This is a genomic window from Bradyrhizobium sp. AUGA SZCCT0283, from assembly GCF_018130385.1.
In the GTDB taxonomy this organism is placed as follows: Bacteria; Pseudomonadota; Alphaproteobacteria; order Rhizobiales; family Xanthobacteraceae; genus Bradyrhizobium.
Map to the genome: position 1 here is coordinate 1 of NZ_JAFCLU010000047.1, position 19,107 is coordinate 19,107.

Below are 19,107 nucleotides of genomic sequence, written 5' to 3' on the forward strand. Positions count from 1 at the left end.
CGCGGTCATAGCGCTGCGCCCAAAGGTGCTTGCCGCTGAGAGCGTCGATCAGCTGCGCTGTAATTCGAACGCGGCTGTCACCGCGTCGCACACTTCCTTCCACGACGTAACGCACGCCGAGTTCCCTCGCCACGTCCGCGATCAGCACGGCCCTTCCCCGATAGGTGAACGAGGAATTGCGCGCCGCGACGAATAGGTCCGGGTAGCGCGACAGCTCGGTGATGATATCCTCCGCGATGCCGTCGGCAAAATAGATATCCTCGGCGCAGTCGCTCATATTCTCGAACGGCAGTACAGCGATGGAGGGTTTGTCGGGGAGAGCGAGCGGCAGCGCAGTGTGGCTCGGCGGTTTTATGAGCATTGCCGGCGAAGGGTTTCCGATGCGCGCGCGCCAGACCCGCATCGGTTCGGCGATATTCTTCAAAGATTGCGAACCCAAATCCTCAAAGGTGATGTCCACCTTGCCACGGATTTGCCGGTGAGCATCGTCGGAAATGCTAACACCACCCGGTTCTGCGATCCCTTCGAGACGCACTGCAATATTGACCCCATCACCAAAGAAGTCATCGTCTTCGATGATAATATCACCGACGTGAATGCCGATGCGAAATTCGATCCGCTTGTCCTGCGGTACGTCGATATTTTGTTCAGCCATGCCGTGCTGAACCTCGACGGCGCAGCGTATGGCATCCACGACGCTGCCGAACTCAACGAGGGCGCCGTCCCCGGTATTCTTGACGACACGTCCGTGATGCTCAGTGATTTTGGGCTCAAACAGCGTCTTTCTAAGAGCTTTCAGTTGCGCCAGGGTGCCTTCTTCGTCGATCCCTATCAAGCGGCAAGAGCCCACGACATCCGCCGCCAGAATAGCCGCCAGTCGCCGGTCTACATGCACGTTGGTCAAGATGCACCCCCGGGGCTCGGGGACATTGACCGCTCATATAGCACAATTGTGAGCCGATGTCCGGCTATGCCTACGTCCGAGCTGGGTCACATTTTCGGAGGTCGGCGCGCGCAACCCTTGGATCCGCTTTACCCCCCAAGAACGGACACGTGAATTGGACGGGATGGGCCCGAAAAGTGCCAATGCGCTACATCGCGAGATCGGCCGCCGACCGAGACGGCGTTACGGCTCCGGGAGCGAATGCTCGAGGAAAAAACGCAGCATTTCCCTTGTAGCGTCCGGTCCTCGCGGATCGGTGTAGGAGCCCGCAGGGCTGCCTCCGGACCATGCGTGTCCGGCGCCGTGGATATTCCAGTGCTCCAACATGCCGCGTCCGCCCGCGTCGCTCAGGATCGTTCTTGTATAGGCATGCCCTCCGGGTACCTGCCCGCGATGCACCTTCTTTTGTTTGCTCATCGTTCCCAAGGACTGCTCGAGAATTTGACCGCCGTTGTTTGGATGAACGGTCGTGTCGCGATCGCCGTGAAAAACAATGGTCGGGACGGTTGGCCGGTCACCCGATATTGCCCTGGGATCGGACCCGCCCTGTCGCATCGCAACAAGCGCAGAGGGGAGGTCGGTGGCAGCCCCGCACGCGAGACCGGAATGGATGCCGATGGCCGCGTACAGATCGTCGTATGTTGCTCCCATGATGGCTGCGGCGGCCGCTCCGGCCGACAGCCCGCCAACGTAGACGCGCTTCGGATCAACTGAATAGTCGTGCATGATTTGTCGAGTGATGCCGGCGATCAGCGAGGGTTCGCCTTTGCCTCGCTGCTGGTCGGCTGTGCGAAACCAGTTCCAGCATTTCGCCTGGTTTGCCCGGCTGGGCTGAGCCGGATAGACCACGAAGCAATTCCGCTCCTCCGCGATAAAGTTCATCCTCGTGCCGGCGGCGAAATCATCCGGTGACTGGGTACAGCCGTGAAGCATGACGACCAAGGGAAGCGGTTGCTGCCGATAGCGGCTCGGGATGAAGAGCCTGTAGGCACGGCTTCCCGCGGGACTGCTGTACGTGCCTTCGATGAACCGGGCGCCTTCCGGCACGATGTCCGGTGTGGACAGCGGGGCGCGCTTCATCACGCCTCGCAGTCCGATTCCGGAGCGCCGCCCTTTGCGATCCGGTAACGCGCGAAGCAGGCGTGGTTGTGCGGTGGTGGCTGGCTCTAATTGCGGAGGATTATCCGTCTCCTCAACAGCATTCGCCTTCGCGTCAATGATGAGCGGTCCTGGAAGACCGATGCGACCGCTGGTACGCGATGGCGCGTCTGGCGCGCGTTCACCGCGAAGCATGCGCTGAAGCAGCGCGGTGGCCTCAACGAGTTGGCCCGCGCGCGTGAGGCGTGTCGCTTCCCGAATAATGTCCTGGTTCAGCATCGCCTTCACCGTGTCTTGTCGGCGAGGGCGGCCTTGACCGCCGGACTGGCATGCAATGCGCCCAGCACGGAAACTGAGGCAATGGTGGCGCGAGCAAGCTCGGGCGTGACGTCTTGGGAGATGCTGGCAAGGCCCAGAACATTGATGTGCAGCATCTCGCCGGCGCGCTGCACCGCTTCGAGATCCTCGCGGCTGTAGTTACGCAGGCCGAGGTCCAGACTCTTTCGGGCCGTTGACTGCTTGACGACGTCGGCGTGACGTTCGAGCTGGTTCCGGATCGCCGTCCGGATGAAATCGGTACGGTTCGAATAAAAGCCTTCCTGAACCATGAGATCGACGTGACCAAGGTCGACATAACCAAGGTTGATCGTGATTTTTTCTGTTTCGGGCAGCCTGGGTCGAAGTTCCCGGACATTATTCGCCATAGCTCTCACCATCCAGTCGCCATCTATATGGATGGTATATGGATGTTGCCGGCATGCGTTCAAGGGGGACATCGCCGGAAAGCGGGTTTTATTCCTGGCATCGCGGTGAGAGCGTTTTCCAGCGAAAAACTGATGTCCGCTGATCAGACATTCGTTGGGACGCGACTGCTTCCAAGGGAGGAGCAAGTCACGGCGCTGCTGCTGCGGCAGCCGCGACCCCGGGCAGGGGCGGGAGCGGCTCTGCTATCCGCGGATCGCCGCATTGGCCTTCTCGGCGGCGTTGGTCATCGCAATCCTGGCTGGTCTCGCTCCGGAGACCACTTCATTCACGCCGATCATGAAGGCGTCCAGGATGGGTCTCGAGAGCGGATGAAAAAGGATCGCCTTGGCGCGGTCAACATCGGCGTTCTGCAAATTGGTCAGCGCCGCCTCCGCGGCTTGTGCGCCGAACGCCTTCTTGAAGCTCTCGCTCGACCAGGCCGACACGCGTGTCGTCGCCAGCCCCGCTGCGGCGGTCCGCATCGAGGTCGGTTTGCTTGTCGCCCACAGCAGAAACAGGAAAGCCGCCCGCTTGTTTCGTGACCTGGAATTGATGCACGCCTGCCAGTGCGACATGAAGGGCACGGACGCGCGACCGGGGACATGTGGAAAGGCGGCAAACACGGCCTGCCGCGCAACGAGGCTTTTTGCCGGATTCGAGATGTCGGTAGCGAAGTTGCTGCTGTCGATCGCCATCGCCGTCTTGCGCTGAAGGAAGTCGTCCAGCACGTGGTACCATTCATAGCCGCTCACGCCGCGCGATCCGGCCTGGCTGAGTAGCTGACCGTACATCTCGATGGCCGCGATTGCCTCGGGGCTCGCGAACACGGCCTTGTTGTCGCTGACCATGGCCCCGCCATAGGAGAACACGAAGCTCATGGCCGGCACGGACGAATTGCCGCTGGCTTGGGCCCGCATGGCGATCCCGGACATCTCATTGGTCTTGATTGCGTTGGCGGTGGCGAGCAGCTCATCGAAAGTCTGGGGAACCGGCAGATTCCTGGCCGCCAGTGCATCGCCGTTGATGAACAAGGTCACCGCCTCGGACGTGATCGGGATGGCGTAGCGTTCGCCGTCCCGCCACAACGGAAAGGCGCGGGCGGTCTTAAGAAGGTCGCTCTCGTCGTACCAGCGGGGATCGGTCAGCGATTTGTCGGAATAATAGGCGTTCAGCGGCTCGAGCCATCCTGCCGAGATGCCCTGGCCATAGGTCGTGTACATGAAGACGTCGGGTGTGTTGCCGCCGCGGTTGAGCTGGATCGCCAGCGCGCCAAGGAAGGTGGTCTCCAATCGGAAGTCGGTAACGACGCTGATACCGGTGAGCTTGGTGAAATCCCACAACAGCGGAATGATCGCGTTCGACCAGGGATGGATCGCGCCCGCGAGCGTGATCGTCTGCCCCGCAAATTGTTTCCAATCTATCGCAGCGTTGGCATAGATCGCAGCGACATCCTCTGCGAAACCCCATCGCGGCAGCATGGCGAGGGCCGGCAAGGCCACCCCCGCTGCGCCTAATCCCTTGACGAAGCGGCGCCGGCTGGCCGACCCCGGACGGACCGGCGAATTTTCACTCCGCAACTTTTCATCTGGAGCCATGTGGTTGCTCCTGCCGGCGGATCGGCCTTGGCCTTCGCACCACGCGGGCGGGGCCTACCCGTGACGTTCTTGCCCCTTGCGTGTAATCTGCGCGGTAGAGCGTGCCGGTTCCCGTCTCATCCACGCGGACTGTGGCTATATTTTCATTATACTAGCAATGCTCGGCGTCGGCATCAGAAAACAATCGCTCACGCGGGCATCGAAGACTTGGGAAGACCTGGGTCCATGTCAGTCACTCTGAGCCCGTCCTCTCGGCGGTTTGCGCGTCTGCTGGCGCTGGTGATCGCAGTGCTTCTAGCGGTGGTCGCCGGGACCGGGTTTCTCGGCTTCCGGTATTGGCAGGAGCGACAAGCGGTAAATCTTGCGCACGAGCGCAGCCGCCAGGTGCTCGAGACGCTGGATCGGCTGAAATCGATCATCGCCGACGTGGAGGCCCAAAGGCGCGGCTATCTGCTGACTCTCGATCCCTCCTATCTCAAGGCCTACGGCGTCTCCGACGAAAGCGTGCGGCGGGATGCGCAGGCGCTGCAGGCTCTGGTAGTGGGGGATCCATTGCAGAACCATCGTGCCGGACATCTGGCGCTGACCGTCGTGGCAAAGCTGCGCGAGATCGATGACATCGTCAAAACTGCCCAAACCAGCTCCGGGCCGGCAGCGCTGGCGATGATCCGCAGCCTGGACGAGATAAGATCGCAGATCGACCAGATGGTGGACCACGAGCGCTTCCTGCTCGTGGATCAGGAGAAGCGCGCCGAGGCACTCGAACAACGCAAAGCCTGGCTGATCGCCGCGGCTGTCGTCATTGTCGCAGTCCTGGCGGGAGCGGCGTTGCTACTTGCACGGCTCGAAGCGAGAAGGCGGCGCAAGGCGATCGCGGAGAACGTTGCGCTCCACAGCGATCTCCTGGCGCGCGACAAGAAGATCCGCCGCCTGGTCGACGCCAATATCGTCGGGATCATTATCTGGGAAGTCGAGGGGCGCATTCTTGAGGCCAATGACGCGTTTCTTCGCATGGTGGGATACGACCGGGAGGATCTCACCGCAGGTCGCCTGCACCGGACAATGCTGACGCCGCCGGAATGGCGCGACCGCGACGCGCGCATAGTGGCAGAGCTTAGGCGGACCGGGACTGCCCAACCATTCGAGAAGGAGTACTTGCGGAAAGACGGAAGCCGCGTGCCGGTGCTGATCGCCGGGGCGATGTTCGAGGAAGGTACAAGTCAAGGTGTTGGCTTTGTCCTCGATTTGACCGAGCGCAGGCGGGCGGAAGAGGCGCTGCGGCAGAGCGAGGAGAGATTTCGTACCCTCGTGCAGTTCTCCTTCGATGTGTACTGGGAGACCGATGCGCAACATCGCTTTATTCACCAGGAGTTTGCGGAGAGCCTTGCCGACGCGCCGGCAACGGGCTCCGAGATCGGCAAGACACGTTGGGAAGTGCCTTACCTGGAGCCTGATGAAGAGGCCTGGCAAAAGCACCGGGAGACGCTCGATGCCCACCTGCCGTTCCGTGATTTTGAGCTCGCGCGGCCTGCGCCGGACGGCAGCAAGCGTTACGTGTCCGTCTCCGGGCTGCCGGTGTTTGACCAGACGGGGCGCTTCGTCGGCTACCGCGGCGTCGGACGGCACATCACCGAACGCAGGCGGGCCGAGGAAGCCTTGCGCGCCATGCAGGCTGAACTCGCGCACGCCAATCGCGTCACCGCGATGGGGCAACTTTCGGCCTCGATCGCCCATGAGGTCAACCAGCCGATCGCCGCGACGGTTACCAACGCCCAGGCGGCCCTGCGCTGGCTGCGCGCTCAACCGCCCGATCTCGACGAGGTTCGCGCCTCCCTCGACCGTATCGTCGAGGACGGTAAGCGCGCCGGCAACGTCATCAGCGGCATCCGGGCGCTCATCCAGAAGGTTCCGTCGCGCAAGGATTGGTTCGACCTCAACGAAGCCATCCTCGAAATGCTGGTGCTGACCCGAAGCGAAGCGCTCAAGCATGGCATCTCGCTGCAGACCAGGCTCGCGCCGGGTTTGCCTATGGTGCAAGGCGATCGCACTCAGCTGCAGCAGGTCATCCTGAACCTGATCCTCAACGCCATCGAAGCCATGGGCGACCTCGACGACGCGACGCGCGAGCTATGGATCAGCACCGAGAAGGAGGCCGCCGGCGGCGTACGCGTCACGGTTCGGGATTCCGGGCCGGGCCTGGACCCGGCGGATGTGGAGCGCGTTTTCCAGGCCTTCTACACGACGAAGCCCAAGGGCATGGGCATGGGCCTCGCGATCTGCCGGTCGATGGTCGAGGCGCACGGGGGACGGATGTGGGCGAGCGCGAATGAAGGTGGGGGCGCCGTCTTTCAATTTACCCTGCCGCAGGAACGGGACGAGAGCATTCCAGCCAAGCACGTCCGGCCCAATTCAGCCGCGTGAGATGGCAGGTTGCGAAAGCAAAACGAGATCCGTTCCTGCTCCATGCTCCAGGCGCCCCGATGCTGTGCAGGCCTGAGCCGCTGGTGAGCCTCTTCACAAAGCTTACGCGTGAAATGCGATAGATAGCTCCGGCAAAGCGGGACCTGATCGGGAACAGCAGGTGGAATGCGAGCTGTCAGCATTGGAAAAGCAAGCTGCCGACGCACTGCGCCGGGCAAGAAGGTTGCCTGTCGGTGCGGCCCGCAATGACTTGCGGCAGCTTGCCATCGGGCTTCTCTGGCTGCATCGGAACGGCAGGACGCGCTGATGAAACGGCGCCCGACGACACAGTTGCCTTCAGACGGCGAGAGTGTCGGTCAGTAAAGCTGCCCGATGGACTCGAGAAACAAACGTCACACTTTCTTCAAGAACTGCATGCCAAATGGGACCTGATCGTCATGGCCGGATGTACGCCGTGGCTTTACGAGCCCCGGCTTCATGCCGGGGTTTTTCGTTGTGCTTGGCGGCTCGGAGCCTCGCCCTCGGCAAAGGAATTTCTCGCCTGAAAACAGCGGCTGCAGGAGAATAAATGCGTCCGGCCCGTTAGCTGTCGGGTGGTGGAAATGGGAGCGCAGGTCAGTCACGATCCAGGGCGTGAACCCGTACATTCCGATCGTCGGCCGATGTCCTCACCTCGCACAAATACTTCCTGGATGCGCCCGTCGGCTTGGCCGCTTGCCGCGGCCGGCGGTGGGAGTATGTTAGGTGAATGGCTGTCAGTTCCCCCGATCTGAAAGCGTTCTTGGTCGCCACCCCTTTCTTCGGTGGCCTCTCAGACTCAAGCCTCGATCTCTTGGTCTCAATGCTGGTCGAGCGCCGCTTCGACGCCGGTGCCACTGTCGTAGCGGAAGGAGAACCGGGGCGCTCAATGTTCATTGTTCACTCCGGCGAGCTGGTGGTGAGCAAGCTGGGGGATTCCGGGCGCGTCATTCGCATGGCGGGTCTCGAGCCCGGTGATTTTTTCGGCGAAATGACGCTCATCGAAATGCAGAACCGATCGGCCACCGTCGTCGCGGAGAGCCCAACCGTGCTGTACGAGCTCACGGCCCGAAAACTCTACACGTGCTACAAGGCCGACATCCATGCATATGTGATGGTGATGCAGAATATCAACCGCGAGCTTTGTCGGCGGCTCCGTCGCGCCGACAAGCGCATTGCCGAGCTGCAGATGCATCACGCTGGTCAATGACGCAGATTCGCGTACCTCATACGGGTCGAGACGGCTTTGCCGGACTTCATGCCGGGGGGCTTCGTTAAGGCTGGAGGCCACGAGCTTCGCGGAGCCTCAAGCTTGCGTAACGCGCTACGCACTCCGGCCCGGCGGGAGGACGACGACGATCGCGCCCAGCTTCACCCGGTTCACCAGATCGATGATGTCTTCGTTGGTCATGCGGATGCAGCCGGACGAGATCGCCTGACCGATATATTCCGGCTGGTTGGTGCCGTGGATGCGGTACAGGGTGTCCTTGTTGCCCTCGTAAAGATAGAGCGCCCGCGCGCCCAGCGGATTGGCCGGACCTCCGGCAACGCGCTTCGGATAGGGGCCGAGCCGGGCCTGGATCTCCGCCGTCGGGATCCAATCCGGCCATTCGGCCATGCGGCCAACCGTGGCGACGCCGGACCAGGCCAGTGCTTCCTCTCCTACCGTCACGCCGTAGCGGATCGCCTTGCCTCCCGGCAGGACGTAATAGAGATAACGCGCGTTGGTATCGACCAGGATCGTGCCCGGCTGCTCCTTGCGCGTGTAGTCGACAATATGCCGGCGAAAAGTCTCCGGAATGCTCGCCTGCGCATACGGCGGGTGGGCGAGCAATTGCTGGTCCCTTGGGGTCAAACTGGCATTCGATGACGGCGCAAGCGTCGCTTGCATGCAGCCGCCGAGCACGGAACCGAGCAACCCCACCAACAGCAACGCGAACCCGGACCTCGGCACTGCCAGTCCTCCAAAAAGCGCTACATCGGTCCATTTGCTGCTCAAATAGTGCAGAAATCAAGGCGACATTGGCAAGCAACCCCCGCGATAACGAAGTCGCCCGAGGGGCTGAGCGCGGCTAACGGACTGGCGCGGAAAACCAGAGTTTGAGCTTGAGACCCGGCGAGTTATCAAGCATTTCGATCCGCGCGCCGTGAAGATGGGCGACGGCAGCGACCAGGCTGAGCCCCAGACCGTTTCCCGGCGTGTAGCGGCTGTGTTCGAGTCGGTAAAAGCGTTTGAAAACCTGCTCGTATTCGTGGGCGGGAATTCCGGGCCCGTCATCGGCGATCGAGATGACCGGCTTGCCATCGATGTTTTCGTTCGCGACCACGACTTGCCCTCCGGCGCGGCCATGCTTGATCGCATTGTCCACGAGATTGGCGATGGCATCGAAGATCAGGTCGCGATCGCCGGTCACTAGCACCTCGCGATCGCCGACGACGGTGAGACGGGTGCCCTCCTGTTCGGCCGCGGCATCGTACAGCTCCACAACTTCGCCGGCGATTTCCACCAGATTCACGGTGCGGAACGCGCCCCTTCGTGCCTCGGTCTCGATTTGCGCAATCCGCGTGAGCGACGAGAAAATCCGCAATACGGCATCGAGGTCGGCGATCGTGTCGCCGATCAGCGCTTGGTCGTCCTCGCCGATGCGCTGACCGTGATAGGCCTTCTCCAGCCGTCCGCGCATGCGCGTCAGCGGCGTCCGGAGGTCGTGCGCGACATTGTCGCTCACCTGCCTGACCTCTCCCATTAGAGTTTCGATGCGGTCCAGCATCAGGTTAAGGTTCTCCGCAACGCGATCCCATTCGTCATGGGTGCCGCGGAGCGGGATGCGCTGATCCAGGCCGCTCTGCATGATGGCCCGGCTGGTGGCGTTGATCGATTCAATCCGCCCCACTGTCCGGCGCGTCACGAGGATGCTCGCGACCCCCGCAATCACAAACAACAATGCGGCGGCCGAGATCACGGCCATCTTGATCTGGTCAGCGAAGCTGTCGAGGTCGCTGATATCCCTTCCCACCAGCAGACGGTCGCCGCTGGGAAATGTTTGCAGCATCGCCCGCAGCAGCGGTCGGTTTGCCGCGTTGGGCAACGCCTCGCTAGAGCCTTTTCCGTTTCGATGGAATCGAAACGGGGCTCCAGATTCTTGATTTGTCGCGTTTTCTTGACGCGAACCGGTTTCCACTTCGCTTGAAAACGCTCTGGCGCGAAACTCTATCCATCCGTTGGCTGCGGTGATTGTCGGTGGCCATTCCCTGAGATTGCCGGCCAGCGCGGCCAATGAGGGATCGGCCAACATATACACGTTGTTTGCAAAATTGCTGTCGGCGATACGTTGTTGAATCTGGTCGATCAGCCCATCGCGCCCCGACCGTTCGTACGCGCCCTGCAGGCTCGAATATTCCGTCATGATGCCACGATCCGAGCGGCTGCGCACATAGGAGGAAGTGGACAGGTAGACATAGCCGAAAAGCGCCGACACAATCATGCCGAACGTCCCGATCGCGATCAGCGCCTGCTTGAAAGTCGATGACGTTAGGGTTTTAGCCAGGAGCACGGAGAGAGTACCCGACACCGCGAACCGTATGGATCAGCGGATAGGCCTGCTGGCCGTCGACCTTGCGACGCACGCGCCCGACATAGACGTCGATGATATTTGTGGAGGGATCGAAATGAAGGTCCCAGACGTGTTGCAGCAACATTGCCCGGGATACGACGCGGCCTTCGTTGCGAACCAGATACTCAAGAAGCTGGAACTCCCGCGGAAAAAGAAGAATGTCCTTGCCGCGCCGGCTGGCGGTCCGCGACACCAGGTCGAGCGCGAGGTCGCCGACACGCAAGATAGTCTCCTTGACGATGGTGTCACTGCGTCGGCCAAGCGCTTCGACGCGCGCCAGGAGTTCGACGAACGAAAAAGGCTTGACCAGATAGTCATCGCCGCCGGCCCGCAAGCCACGCACCCGATCGTCGACTTCTCCGAGTGCACTGACGATCAGGACAGGTGCGGCGATGCCGTCGTCGCGCAACTGACGCATGACTGCGATGCCGTCGATGTCCGGCAGCATGCGGTCGATCGTGATGACGGCATAGTCGCCGGCGGCGCCGCGGCTCAGCGCGTCGCTGCCGTTGGTGGCCAAATCCACCTTGTAACCGTTGCTCGTGAGCGACTCCACAAGCTGACCGGCGGTTTCCGGGTCGTCCTCGACGACCAGAATGCGCCGGTGACCTCCCGTCATGGTCTTCCGTCTCCGAACGCCTGCCCGACACGCCGGAAACTCGCTTATGTAATCTGAAGGTTACGTGAACAAGGTGACGGTCGCCACCCACGGGGACCGGCTCCCTTTTTCGGGAACATGCGCCGGTGGCGACCATCACGATGTCCGGATCCTTGCGCACGGACGGCACGGACACGCTGGGACCCGGTACTCACCAGATCAATAGGGCAGCGACATTGCCTCAATCGCGATACGCTTCAGTAGTAACCGTAGTAGCCGTAGTCGCCACAGATATTGACCCATCGCAGTCCGTATGGCGTCCACTTCCTGCGCCAGCAGCTGTCGTAGGCGGCGTAGGCGTAGGGCACACCAATGAACGCAAAGCGATGGTGGCGGTGATGGAAGAACCGGCCGTGATGCGCAAACCTTGCATGCGCAAAATGCGGACCCGCGAAGCGGCTACCTGCAAAACCGACGCGGCTGCCTGCGAAACCCATGCCGCCAGCGCGCATGCCGCCGCCCATGCCACCGAAATGCATTCCACCTCCATGCATCCCCCCATGCATGCCGCCACTACCATGGCCGCCACCATGACCGCCGCCGCGCGCGAGCACGGGTGACGCAAGCGCAAGCGTCGCAGCCATCGCAGCCGCGGTGAGGCAATTTAGGAGCTTGTTGTTCATCCCAATTCCTCCGTGTTGAATTGCAGCGACCGATACGGTCACAAAAAAGAAGACAACCAGCAGACCCAAATGATCCAGTGATTTCAAATGAATAATGCGACAGTTTCTGACACGGAAGTTAGTTTCGCCGCTTCGCTGTACGAACCATTCCGCCGTTTCAAGCGGCGTTGCTGCGGCTTTGCGATGGCCGAGTTATCGGACCAGAAGGTTCGGGCGGTCCGTGCCGCACGCATGGACGAGCGGCATGCGGGTCATTTCAGACATCGAGCAGCGCAGCCACGTGGTCCGCTTTGCCCTCTCGTAAGGTGTGCCAAAAGCGGTCGCACGCTGCAAAGGCGACGACAGGAGGAAGCATGATCATTGCCCTCTACACAGCAGCAGCTGTCATTATGGCTGTCGGGAGCCTCTACTTTGCTTGGCGAAACAGGGACTTTCGCAAATTTCTGGCAGGCGCGTTCTTCGTGTCATCGGGCATTTTGTTCTATCTCTATCTTGCCGATGTTTCGCTGCCTCTGTTGGGGACAGGTTTTGTCGAAACACCTCACATCAGCGGTGCCCGGTCCCTCATCCATTTCGTCCTCTTCTTGCTCTGTTTCTATTTTGGCTTCGTCAGGCAGCCAAGGGCTTGAAACGGACGCCATCCCGTGTCCGCCAGCGTTATCGCTTTGGCCAGCCGTGCGGGAGAGCGAGTATAGCGGCGGAAGCAGCCCGTGACGCTGCGAGCGCGCGCTACACTTCATCCCGTTCCTCTGGTAGTTCCCGCTCTATGAGACACGCTATGGCCCTCATATTCAGGAATCGCTCGGAACCATTTCTGACAGTGCCCGGTTAGTTTGCGGGACCGATGGAGGACAATGGCCATGAGATATCTCGCTGCGCTTGCGATAGCTGCCTTTGTCGCTGGTGTCGGACTGGCGGTCCAGTCCGTCGGTTCGCTGCCCCCCGAAAAGCAGTCCACGCCGACGACCGCCCAATTGGCGGCCCGATTAGCTCAGTCCGTGGATCCGTTTTTGCTTCAGTCCGGTGGCTAACAGCGGGCGCATTGGCGGCACTCCCGCCTTAAACCATCCAGCCGGCTAGGAGGCGGCTTCAGCGTCCGTTGCGGGTGCCGTGTCGGAGCAGCGATTTCCCGGTTCCTATGCACCCCGGAAGGAAGAGCCTTCAAGGCTTACGACTGCCGAAAAGCCCAAGCGTCAATTCGGCAGCCTGTGCGGTGCCGAAGAAATCGACCCAGCGTCCTATTGTTGCGGGGCCGATCTCATGGTCCCATGCATGAACGCTTGCATTTCCTCCTGGGTAAGCCGTCCATCCTTGTTGCTGTCCATTGCCTTGAAAATTCGTTCGTGAGCCACCTGAAACTCCGTCAATGAGATTGTCCCGTCGCCATCGCCGTCCATCAGAGCGAACATCATGCGGAACATAATCGGGGGTCCCATCGCGCCCCCACGCATCATGCCGTGGCCCATCATCCCGCGGCCCATCATACCTCCTTGCCCCATCGTGCCAGACCCTTCCTCGGCCATGGGATGGGATTGCGCTTGTTGCTGGTCTGGCTGGGGCATCAATCGCTCCTGTGCAACCGCACCGACAGCGCCATATGCCAGAATGAGAGCAGATATCGTGAGTCCCAGGACACGCGTGCACATCTCGAACCTCCTCAGAAACACAGCCCCCGTCTGATTAATTCTTAATTCCGCACAAGCGATATCGATCCCTTGGTCCCGGCTTTCGGCCAGCGCAGCCGCCCACTCTGATCGACTACTGACATCGTCAGGCTCTTGGCTAGGCGGGACCAGGACGGACACATTCAGACCGTTCTGGGCCGAAAGGTTCGCCCTGAGCAACTCTTGGCCGTTTTCCACTCGCGTGCAACGTGAACAAATGGGCATGGGCAGACGATCGATCATTGACTATCATTAATCCCGCGCAGGGGGCTGTTGGTCGAGCGGAGACTCGCAAATTGGACCAGCTGTCATGCAAAGAGTGATCGTTTCGGCCGTGTTCGGTGTCCTTGCCGTCACAGCAGCCCAGGCACAGAACACCGGCGACCTTCGGCAGGGGCGTCGGCTTGCGCTTGACGTTTGCGCCTCCTGTCACGCGGTGCGCGCGGGCCAAACCCGGTCTCCACTCGCCGCAGCACCGAGCTTCGAAGAGATCGCCAGTACGCCGGGGATGACCGCAGCAGCCCTTGCCTTCTGGCTCACCGCCGCCTCGCATCCCACTATGCCGAATCTCATTCTCTCGTCACAGCAGCTGCGCGACGTGTCGGCGTATATTCTAAGCCTGCGGGACTAGAGCGCCTGCAGGAGTAGCCTGGCCCTCACCAAGCGCGGAGGAGGGACGCGGAGATGTACTCTGGATTTCGCCAAGCGGCGCATGCGCTCTGTCGGCAAGCCGGATCCACCTCACCGGAACAGGCGTGGAGGAATGACGCTGTGGAATACAGTTTGTTGAAATTCTTCCATCGCGTCGGCGCTGTTCTCATGGGTGGTGGGCTCATCGGCGTGTGGATGGCCGACTTGCGCTCGCGGCAGCTGCACGAGCTAAAGCCCTTTTCGGAGGCCGTTCGCAATATCGCAGTTTTCTATGATGGAGTTGTCGTGCCGGGGGCTTTACTGCTGCTGGGGTCTGGCGCTTGGATGATCGTGAAGTTCTATGGAGGTTGGAATTTCTTGCAGTTTTCCTTGGCTCGCGGGAATGGTTGGGCTGTTCGCCCTCGAGTTCATAGAGGGCAACACGGTTACGCGCCTCTATTTCATGCGACTGCGCCGTGAGACGCGGTCTGCGCTTAATGCCGGCGAGGTGACGCCTGAACTCCAGAAGGCTCGGGCCGAGCGTGTGCCAACATTCACGCACTTTCTCGATCTACCGATGCTGTTTCTCATCATAGCTCTTGGAGCAATACAGCCGACGACTTGGTTGCTGTTTTTTACGGGTTCGATTGTGGCGGTTGCGCTTGCGACGATATTGACGCTCGTCATTCCGCGGCTCTATCCTTGGGGTTCGGAGGCGTTACCTGCCTAGGCCCGGGTCCGCAATAGGTCGCACTCGGACATCGCGGCTTATCTGACGGACGTCCGTTCTACCGCAAAGAGCGGAAATTCAGCGACCATTTCGGCATGTCCGTTTCGTGCCCGGTAACGGACATCCACAATACATGTTTGACGTTATGGAAGGCTCCTTCCAAAGCAACACGACAAACTCGTTTGCAGAACATCCGCCTTGCGCCACTAACGTTCGGCCGCGAACAATCTGACGCTCTCTGTGAGGCCCTTCAGGGAATGACTACCTTCGTCATGAAACCGGATGTTTGATCCTGCGACAAGATCACGGACTGTATTCGACACCAGAACCTGCCCGGGCTTTGCCATCGTCGCGACACGCGATGCAATGTGGACCGCGATGCCGCTCAGATCATCATCGGCCATTTCGACCTCGCCGGTATGAAGGCCGGCCCTTACCTGCAGTCCGAGAGCTTCAACGCCTTCATTGATCGCCAGAGCGCACCGGATTGACCGGGCCGGCCCGTCAAAGGTTGCCAGGAAGCCGTCTCCCATTGTTCTCACCTCATGCCCTCTATGTCGCGAAATCTCCCGCCGCACGAGCGCGTTGTGCCGATCAAGCACATCGTGCCATGCGCGATCTCCGATCGTTTCGGCTCGCTTGGTTGAGTTCACAATGTCAGTGAACAGAACGGTGGCGAGCACGCGATCAGATTCGATTGCCGACCGCGAGCCTGTCAGGAACTCTTCAACCGCATCCAACACCCGTTCTGTTTCGCCGGTCCACAACGTGTGATCACTGCCGGGCAGTTCGAGATATTTCGCGTTTGGGATTTGCCGGGCCATGAACCGCCCGGCTTCAACGTTGACGCGAACGTCCCCCTGTCGATGAATAATGAACGTCGGCACCCGTATCGACGGAAGGATTGGACGAATATCGATTTCGCTGTTCATTCGCATGAGCGCGACAACTGCGGAAGGACTTGCACCCAGACGTTCAAAACGGGCCCATGACAGCTTGAACGTCTCATCTGATGCTACACTGGGGGCGAACAACCGGAGGCTCTCGCCGGTCCCCCAATTTTTTTCCATGCGATCCAGGGCGGCATCTATCTTGTCCGGGGGCACAACCCACGAGCTGAAGTGGCCATAGGTGCCGTACAGGACCAACGCTCGGGTACGCTCTGGGTAGGTGGCCGCGAACAAGACTGACATCGCACCGCCTTCGGAGATGCCGAACAGGGCAGCCTGTTGCGAGCCCACGGCATCCATGACCGCGCGAACATCATCCATGCGCTCTTCCAGGGTTGGCACACCAACCGCTCTGTCGGAAAGCCCGGTGCCGCGCTTGTCGAACATGATCAGGCGGGCGAAGGCCGCCAATCGGGTCCAAACCCGCGCCCGATGGGGCTCCTCCCAAGCGACGTCGAGGTTCGAAATGAAACCAGGAACGAACACGAGGTCGAACGGCCCTTCGCCGACGACCTGATAGGCGATGCGAACATCACCGCTCTTTGCGTATTGGGTTTTCGGAACCATTGCACATCACTTCACATAAAGTGGCGTGATCGGCTTCGTCGACTTCCCGGTTCGATTTAAATCTTACCAGTTTGCCGCGATACGCGGAAGCCAAAACCGCGTAGCCCAGCCTCAGCATGTGGTAATCGGCTGCTTTCTCAACCAGCTATCACACAAGCCAATTTGGATGTGCTGCTCCTCGGAATCACCATGGCTTTGGCCGACGAGGGGATCGAAGTCGGGCCGACGTCTGCTATCGGCGGGTACTGTTGAAACCGTCCTTTTTGGCTGACGAACGAAATTGTTCAGCGCCGCTGGTACGTACCATGCACGGCGATGTGAGGGACCACATCAATTCACGCCTTCCGCCGGTCGTGCAACTGATATAGCCTGATTATGAGCTGCCGAGCGGGACGTGCCGAAGTCCCTTTTATCTTAGCCGCAGCGCTCGTGCCGTCGGCAGGCGTGCATCGAAATTGAACCGACGTCTGCGTGTGCGGCCTCCCGTGCGGCTCCGCAGGGATTCCGCATGCCAGCAGTTTGGGGAGGCCGCAATGAAACTTCCGCGCCGTCAATTCCTGCATCTGGCAGCGGCCGCTGCCACGCTTCCGGCATTATCCCAATTCGCTGGCGCGCAGAGCTACCCGACCCGACCGGTGCACCTGCTCGAAGGCTTTGGCGCCGGTGGAGCGCCTGACATTATCGCGCGATTGATCGGTCAATCGCTGTCGGAGCGACTTGGACAGTCATTTGTCATCGAGAACCGCAGTGGCGCTACCGGCAACATCGCCACTGAGGCGGTCGTGCGGGCATCCCCGGACGGCTACACGCTGTTGTTGGTCACCGCAGCAAATGCGATCAATGCGACCATGTTCAACCTTAGCTTCGACTTCATCCGCGATATCGCGCCGATCGCAGGTATCGTTCGTGTGCCCTTGGTCATGGAGGTCCACCCATCGGTTCCCGCCAAGACAGTCGCGGAGTTCATCGCCTACGCGAAGGCCCATCCCGGCAAGGTCAATATGGCATCAGCCGGGACCGGATCTACGCCCCACTTGGCCGGCGAAATGTTCAAAACGATGGCCGGCGTCGATCTCTTTCACGTGCCTTATCGGGGTGCGCAGGTATTTCCTGCCCTTCTCACCGGTGAAGCGCAGGTCTATTTTGGCCCGCTACTCTCATCGATCGAATATGTCAGGGCCGGCAATTTCCGCGCGCTGGCGGTAACGACGGTGGCGCGCTCGCCAATATTGCCGGACGTTCCGGCTCTAGGCGAAACCTTGCCCGGTTACGAGGCAAGTTCATGGTACGGCCTTGGCGGTCCAAAACGCACGCCGGAAGAAATCATCGAAAAACTGAACAAGGAGGTGAACGTCAGCATCGCCGATCCGAAATTCCAGGCGCGGCTTGCCAGTCTGGGCGGCGCGGCTCTTGGCGGATCGCCCGCCGACTTCGCCAAACTGATCTCGGACGAGGTCAAGAAATGGAGCAGGGTGGTTTTGGCGGCCAATATGAAACGGGAATGAGCGGCAGCGGAGCTGCCGAACTCTGGGATTTCGGCCGGCCATCGAAGGCGAAAATTGAGTGTTAGGAAGGAAGCGGAAGTGCGCCTACGCTTGCACGCTGGAAGCGAGCGTTCTGATCTCGCTCGCACCCCGTCACATAGCTAGGCGGAGGGCCGGCTGAGCCCTAAGTGGCTAAATCCGCTTGCCATGGCGGGTTCCGTATCAAGTCGAAGGCAGTATTCCCACGGATTTCATAACCTCAGGCGCTTGTTCACGTTCGAAAAGTGCCAAAGGCGGGCGAGAGCTACTCGCTCCCGCTGCCGGATCAGTCGGGTGCCGTTCAATCCCGGTGCGCTGCTTCCCAATCTTTTGCAGCCTTCACCAGTTCTTCGAAAGCTGCGCCGCTTTCGAGCAGCGCACGTTTGAGCGCGGGTTCGAGCGGCTGTTCGGTGCCGGTATCGTCGAGCGGCATCTTGTCCTCGCGCACCGCCTTCATTAACCGGGCAATCTCGCCTGCCGCGTGGGCCGGTGTGTGCATCAGCACCAGCCGGTGCATCGGCATCGGGTTGTTCGGCACGTGGCAATTATCGCATTGCGCGTCGCGCATCCGCAGCGCCAGCGTCCTGTAGGTGAAGTCGAGTTTTGGCAGATAAGGATTGTCTTGCCGGAACAAGCCGTCGAAGAGCGTCACGCTCGGCTGGATGCGTCCCTCCTTGTCCATCCACATCCACTTGCCATCGAATTTGGGCCATATCGGTTGCGTGGAGACAACAGGGCTGTCGCTGCCCCGTTCGGTAAATTGCCCGATGACGATCTTCGCGGTTTTCGGGTTGACCCAGAGCAGAACCGAATTCGCGGCCTGATAAACACCCCACTTCGTCTCTTGGTGCCAGAACGGATACGGAAACTGCCCGGGCGGCAACAGGTTGCGGAATCCTGCCCGCAGACGGATCAGGTACAATCGCTCGCGCTCGACGTACTCGGTGCTGTACTCGCCGCTGTACATGAACAGCGAGAGGTAGAGGCCCGCAAGTACATCGGGCGCAAACTGCGTGAGATTGGTGTCCCTGAGCGCTGCCCCGGCGTCATGATTCCGGCGGCCCCAGAGGAGCCTCGGCGCGAGGCTGCGCCGCAGCGCGGAGTCGCCGAACAGGCCGCGCCGGCATCGGTCGAAGGCTGCCTGGTCCGAGGGTGAAGCAGGCGGACAGACTTGCTGCAACTCGAGTGCGACCTCGGAGGCCATCTGCGCGACCTGGTCAGCACGGTCGGGCAGATCGTCGTCGATGTCAGCAGCGTCCGCGGCAAGAAAGGCGGCGAGCAGCAGCGCGCCGCCGGTTACCAGGCGCCTTGATATGGCGCCGAACATGG

General features: G+C 60.8%; 18 protein-coding genes. 7 read left to right on the forward strand and 11 right to left on the reverse strand.

Annotated features, from left to right (window positions below):
• From JQ624_RS34970 to JQ624_RS34985, 4 genes are all read right to left on the reverse strand, one after another.
• Positions 1–895 (reverse strand): adenylate/guanylate cyclase domain-containing protein (locus tag JQ624_RS34970; RefSeq protein WP_312014548.1); only part of this gene is annotated, 895 nt, incomplete at its 3' end.
• A 231-nt stretch (positions 896–1,126) separates the two neighbouring features.
• Positions 1,127–2,320 (reverse strand): PHB depolymerase family esterase, encoded by a 1,194-nt coding sequence (locus tag JQ624_RS34975; RefSeq protein WP_212423436.1) that lies wholly within the window; start codon positions 2,318–2,320, stop codon positions 1,127–1,129.
• Between the two features lie 5 nt (positions 2,321–2,325).
• Entirely contained in the window at positions 2,326–2,745 is a 420-nt protein-coding gene (locus tag JQ624_RS34980; RefSeq protein WP_212423437.1) for a CopG family transcriptional regulator, read from the reverse strand.
• A 243-nt stretch (positions 2,746–2,988) separates the two neighbouring features.
• Positions 2,989–4,380 (reverse strand): ABC transporter substrate-binding protein, encoded by a 1,392-nt coding sequence (locus JQ624_RS34985; protein ID WP_212423438.1) that lies wholly within the window; start codon positions 4,378–4,380, stop codon positions 2,989–2,991.
• A 225-nt stretch (positions 4,381–4,605) separates the two neighbouring features.
• Between JQ624_RS34985 and JQ624_RS34990 the strand changes: the two genes are divergently transcribed.
• Positions 4,606–6,801 carry an ATP-binding protein gene (locus JQ624_RS34990; protein ID WP_212423439.1) on the forward strand — a complete coding sequence of 732 codons (2,196 nt, stop codon included), beginning with the start codon at positions 4,606–4,608 and terminating at the stop codon, positions 6,799–6,801.
• A gap of 748 nt (positions 6,802–7,549) precedes the next feature.
• Entirely contained in the window at positions 7,550–8,029 is a 480-nt protein-coding gene (locus JQ624_RS34995) for a Crp/Fnr family transcriptional regulator (RefSeq protein WP_212423440.1), read from the forward strand.
• Between the two features lie 114 nt (positions 8,030–8,143).
• Here JQ624_RS34995 and JQ624_RS35000 read toward each other — a convergent pair whose 3' ends face one another.
• From JQ624_RS35000 to JQ624_RS35015, 4 genes are all read right to left on the reverse strand, one after another.
• Positions 8,144–8,773 (reverse strand): L,D-transpeptidase, encoded by a 630-nt coding sequence (locus JQ624_RS35000; RefSeq protein ID WP_212423441.1) that lies wholly within the window; start codon positions 8,771–8,773, stop codon positions 8,144–8,146.
• A gap of 118 nt (positions 8,774–8,891) precedes the next feature.
• Complete coding sequence (locus tag JQ624_RS35005; protein ID WP_249130307.1) at positions 8,892–9,908, reverse strand: HAMP domain-containing sensor histidine kinase; 1,017 nt, start codon at positions 9,906–9,908, stop codon at positions 8,892–8,894.
• A gap of 451 nt (positions 9,909–10,359) precedes the next feature.
• Positions 10,360–11,052 (reverse strand): response regulator transcription factor, encoded by a 693-nt coding sequence (locus tag JQ624_RS35010; protein WP_212423442.1) that lies wholly within the window; start codon positions 11,050–11,052, stop codon positions 10,360–10,362.
• Between the two features lie 236 nt (positions 11,053–11,288).
• On the reverse strand, positions 11,289–11,714 hold the full coding sequence (locus JQ624_RS35015) for a hypothetical protein (protein WP_212423443.1): 426 nt from the start codon (positions 11,712–11,714) through the stop codon (positions 11,289–11,291).
• A 353-nt stretch (positions 11,715–12,067) separates the two neighbouring features.
• Between JQ624_RS35015 and JQ624_RS35020 the strand changes: the two genes are divergently transcribed.
• On the forward strand, positions 12,068–12,343 hold the full coding sequence (locus JQ624_RS35020) for a hypothetical protein (protein WP_212423444.1): 276 nt from the start codon (positions 12,068–12,070) through the stop codon (positions 12,341–12,343).
• A 609-nt stretch (positions 12,344–12,952) separates the two neighbouring features.
• Here JQ624_RS35020 and JQ624_RS35025 read toward each other — a convergent pair.
• Positions 12,953–13,360: an EF-hand domain-containing protein gene (locus JQ624_RS35025; protein ID WP_212423445.1), complete on the reverse strand. Its 408-nt coding sequence runs from the start codon at positions 13,358–13,360 to the stop codon at positions 12,953–12,955.
• 328 nt (positions 13,361–13,688) lie between these two features.
• Between JQ624_RS35025 and JQ624_RS35030 the strand changes: the two genes are divergently transcribed.
• The 3 genes from JQ624_RS35030 to JQ624_RS38995 are packed head-to-tail and all read left to right on the forward strand — an operon-like array spanning position 13,689 to position 14,738.
• Positions 13,689–14,009, forward strand: coding sequence for a cytochrome c (locus JQ624_RS35030; RefSeq protein ID WP_212423446.1), 321 nt, complete (start codon positions 13,689–13,691; stop codon positions 14,007–14,009).
• A gap of 53 nt (positions 14,010–14,062) precedes the next feature.
• The gene (locus tag JQ624_RS39845) at positions 14,063–14,488 is read left to right on the forward strand and encodes a DUF2269 family protein (protein WP_409334414.1); all 426 of its coding nucleotides are present in this window, start codon (positions 14,063–14,065) and stop codon (positions 14,486–14,488) included.
• Entirely contained in the window at positions 14,370–14,738 is a 369-nt protein-coding gene (locus JQ624_RS38995) for a DUF2269 family protein (protein ID WP_283817002.1), read from the forward strand. The genes JQ624_RS39845 and JQ624_RS38995 overlap by 119 nt, the downstream gene beginning before the upstream one ends.
• A gap of 206 nt (positions 14,739–14,944) precedes the next feature.
• Here JQ624_RS38995 and JQ624_RS35045 read toward each other — a convergent pair whose 3' ends face one another.
• A complete protein-coding gene (locus tag JQ624_RS35045) occupies positions 14,945–16,255 on the reverse strand; it encodes an adenylate/guanylate cyclase domain-containing protein (RefSeq protein WP_212423449.1) in 1,311 nt (436 codons plus the stop codon).
• Positions 16,256–16,788: 533 nt separating this feature from the next.
• On the opposite strand from JQ624_RS35045, the gene JQ624_RS35050 reads away from it, so the two are divergent.
• Positions 16,789–17,760, forward strand: coding sequence for a tripartite tricarboxylate transporter substrate binding protein (locus tag JQ624_RS35050; protein ID WP_212423450.1), 972 nt, complete (start codon positions 16,789–16,791; stop codon positions 17,758–17,760).
• Positions 17,761–18,079: 319 nt separating this feature from the next.
• On the opposite strand, the gene JQ624_RS35055 is transcribed toward JQ624_RS35050, so the two are convergent.
• Complete coding sequence (locus tag JQ624_RS35055) at positions 18,080–19,105, reverse strand: hypothetical protein (RefSeq protein WP_212423451.1); 1,026 nt, start codon at positions 19,103–19,105, stop codon at positions 18,080–18,082.
• Between the last annotated feature and the right edge of the window lie 2 nt (positions 19,106–19,107).

What these genes read in the sequence shown, in the direction of transcription:
- JQ624_RS34975 (WP_212423436.1), bottom strand. Translation starts at nt 2,320, where the DNA reads ATGCTGAACCAGGACATTATTCGGGAAGCGACACGCCTCACGCGCGCG.
- JQ624_RS35045 (WP_212423449.1), bottom strand. Translation starts at nt 16,255, where the DNA reads ATGGTTCCGAAAACCCAATACGCAAAGAGCGGTGATGTTCGCATCGCC.
- JQ624_RS35010 (WP_212423442.1), bottom strand. Translation starts at nt 11,052, where the DNA reads ATGACGGGAGGTCACCGGCGCATTCTGGTCGTCGAGGACGACCCGGAA.
- JQ624_RS35030 (WP_212423446.1), top strand. Translation starts at nt 13,689, where the DNA reads ATGCAAAGAGTGATCGTTTCGGCCGTGTTCGGTGTCCTTGCCGTCACA.
- JQ624_RS34990 (WP_212423439.1), top strand. Translation starts at nt 4,606, where the DNA reads ATGTCAGTCACTCTGAGCCCGTCCTCTCGGCGGTTTGCGCGTCTGCTG.
- JQ624_RS34995 (WP_212423440.1), top strand. Translation starts at nt 7,550, where the DNA reads ATGGCTGTCAGTTCCCCCGATCTGAAAGCGTTCTTGGTCGCCACCCCT.
- JQ624_RS38995 (WP_283817002.1), top strand. Translation starts at nt 14,370, where the DNA reads ATGGAGGTTGGAATTTCTTGCAGTTTTCCTTGGCTCGCGGGAATGGTT.
- JQ624_RS39845 (WP_409334414.1), top strand. Translation starts at nt 14,063, where the DNA reads ATGTACTCTGGATTTCGCCAAGCGGCGCATGCGCTCTGTCGGCAAGCC.
- JQ624_RS35025 (WP_212423445.1), bottom strand. Translation starts at nt 13,360, where the DNA reads ATGTGCACGCGTGTCCTGGGACTCACGATATCTGCTCTCATTCTGGCA.
- JQ624_RS35055 (WP_212423451.1), bottom strand. Translation starts at nt 19,105, where the DNA reads ATGTTCGGCGCCATATCAAGGCGCCTGGTAACCGGCGGCGCGCTGCTG.
- JQ624_RS35050 (WP_212423450.1), top strand. Translation starts at nt 16,789, where the DNA reads ATGAAACTTCCGCGCCGTCAATTCCTGCATCTGGCAGCGGCCGCTGCC.
- JQ624_RS34985 (WP_212423438.1), bottom strand. Translation starts at nt 4,380, where the DNA reads ATGGCTCCAGATGAAAAGTTGCGGAGTGAAAATTCGCCGGTCCGTCCG.
- JQ624_RS35020 (WP_212423444.1), top strand. Translation starts at nt 12,068, where the DNA reads ATGATCATTGCCCTCTACACAGCAGCAGCTGTCATTATGGCTGTCGGG.
- JQ624_RS34980 (WP_212423437.1), bottom strand. Translation starts at nt 2,745, where the DNA reads ATGGCGAATAATGTCCGGGAACTTCGACCCAGGCTGCCCGAAACAGAA.
- JQ624_RS35015 (WP_212423443.1), bottom strand. Translation starts at nt 11,714, where the DNA reads ATGAACAACAAGCTCCTAAATTGCCTCACCGCGGCTGCGATGGCTGCG.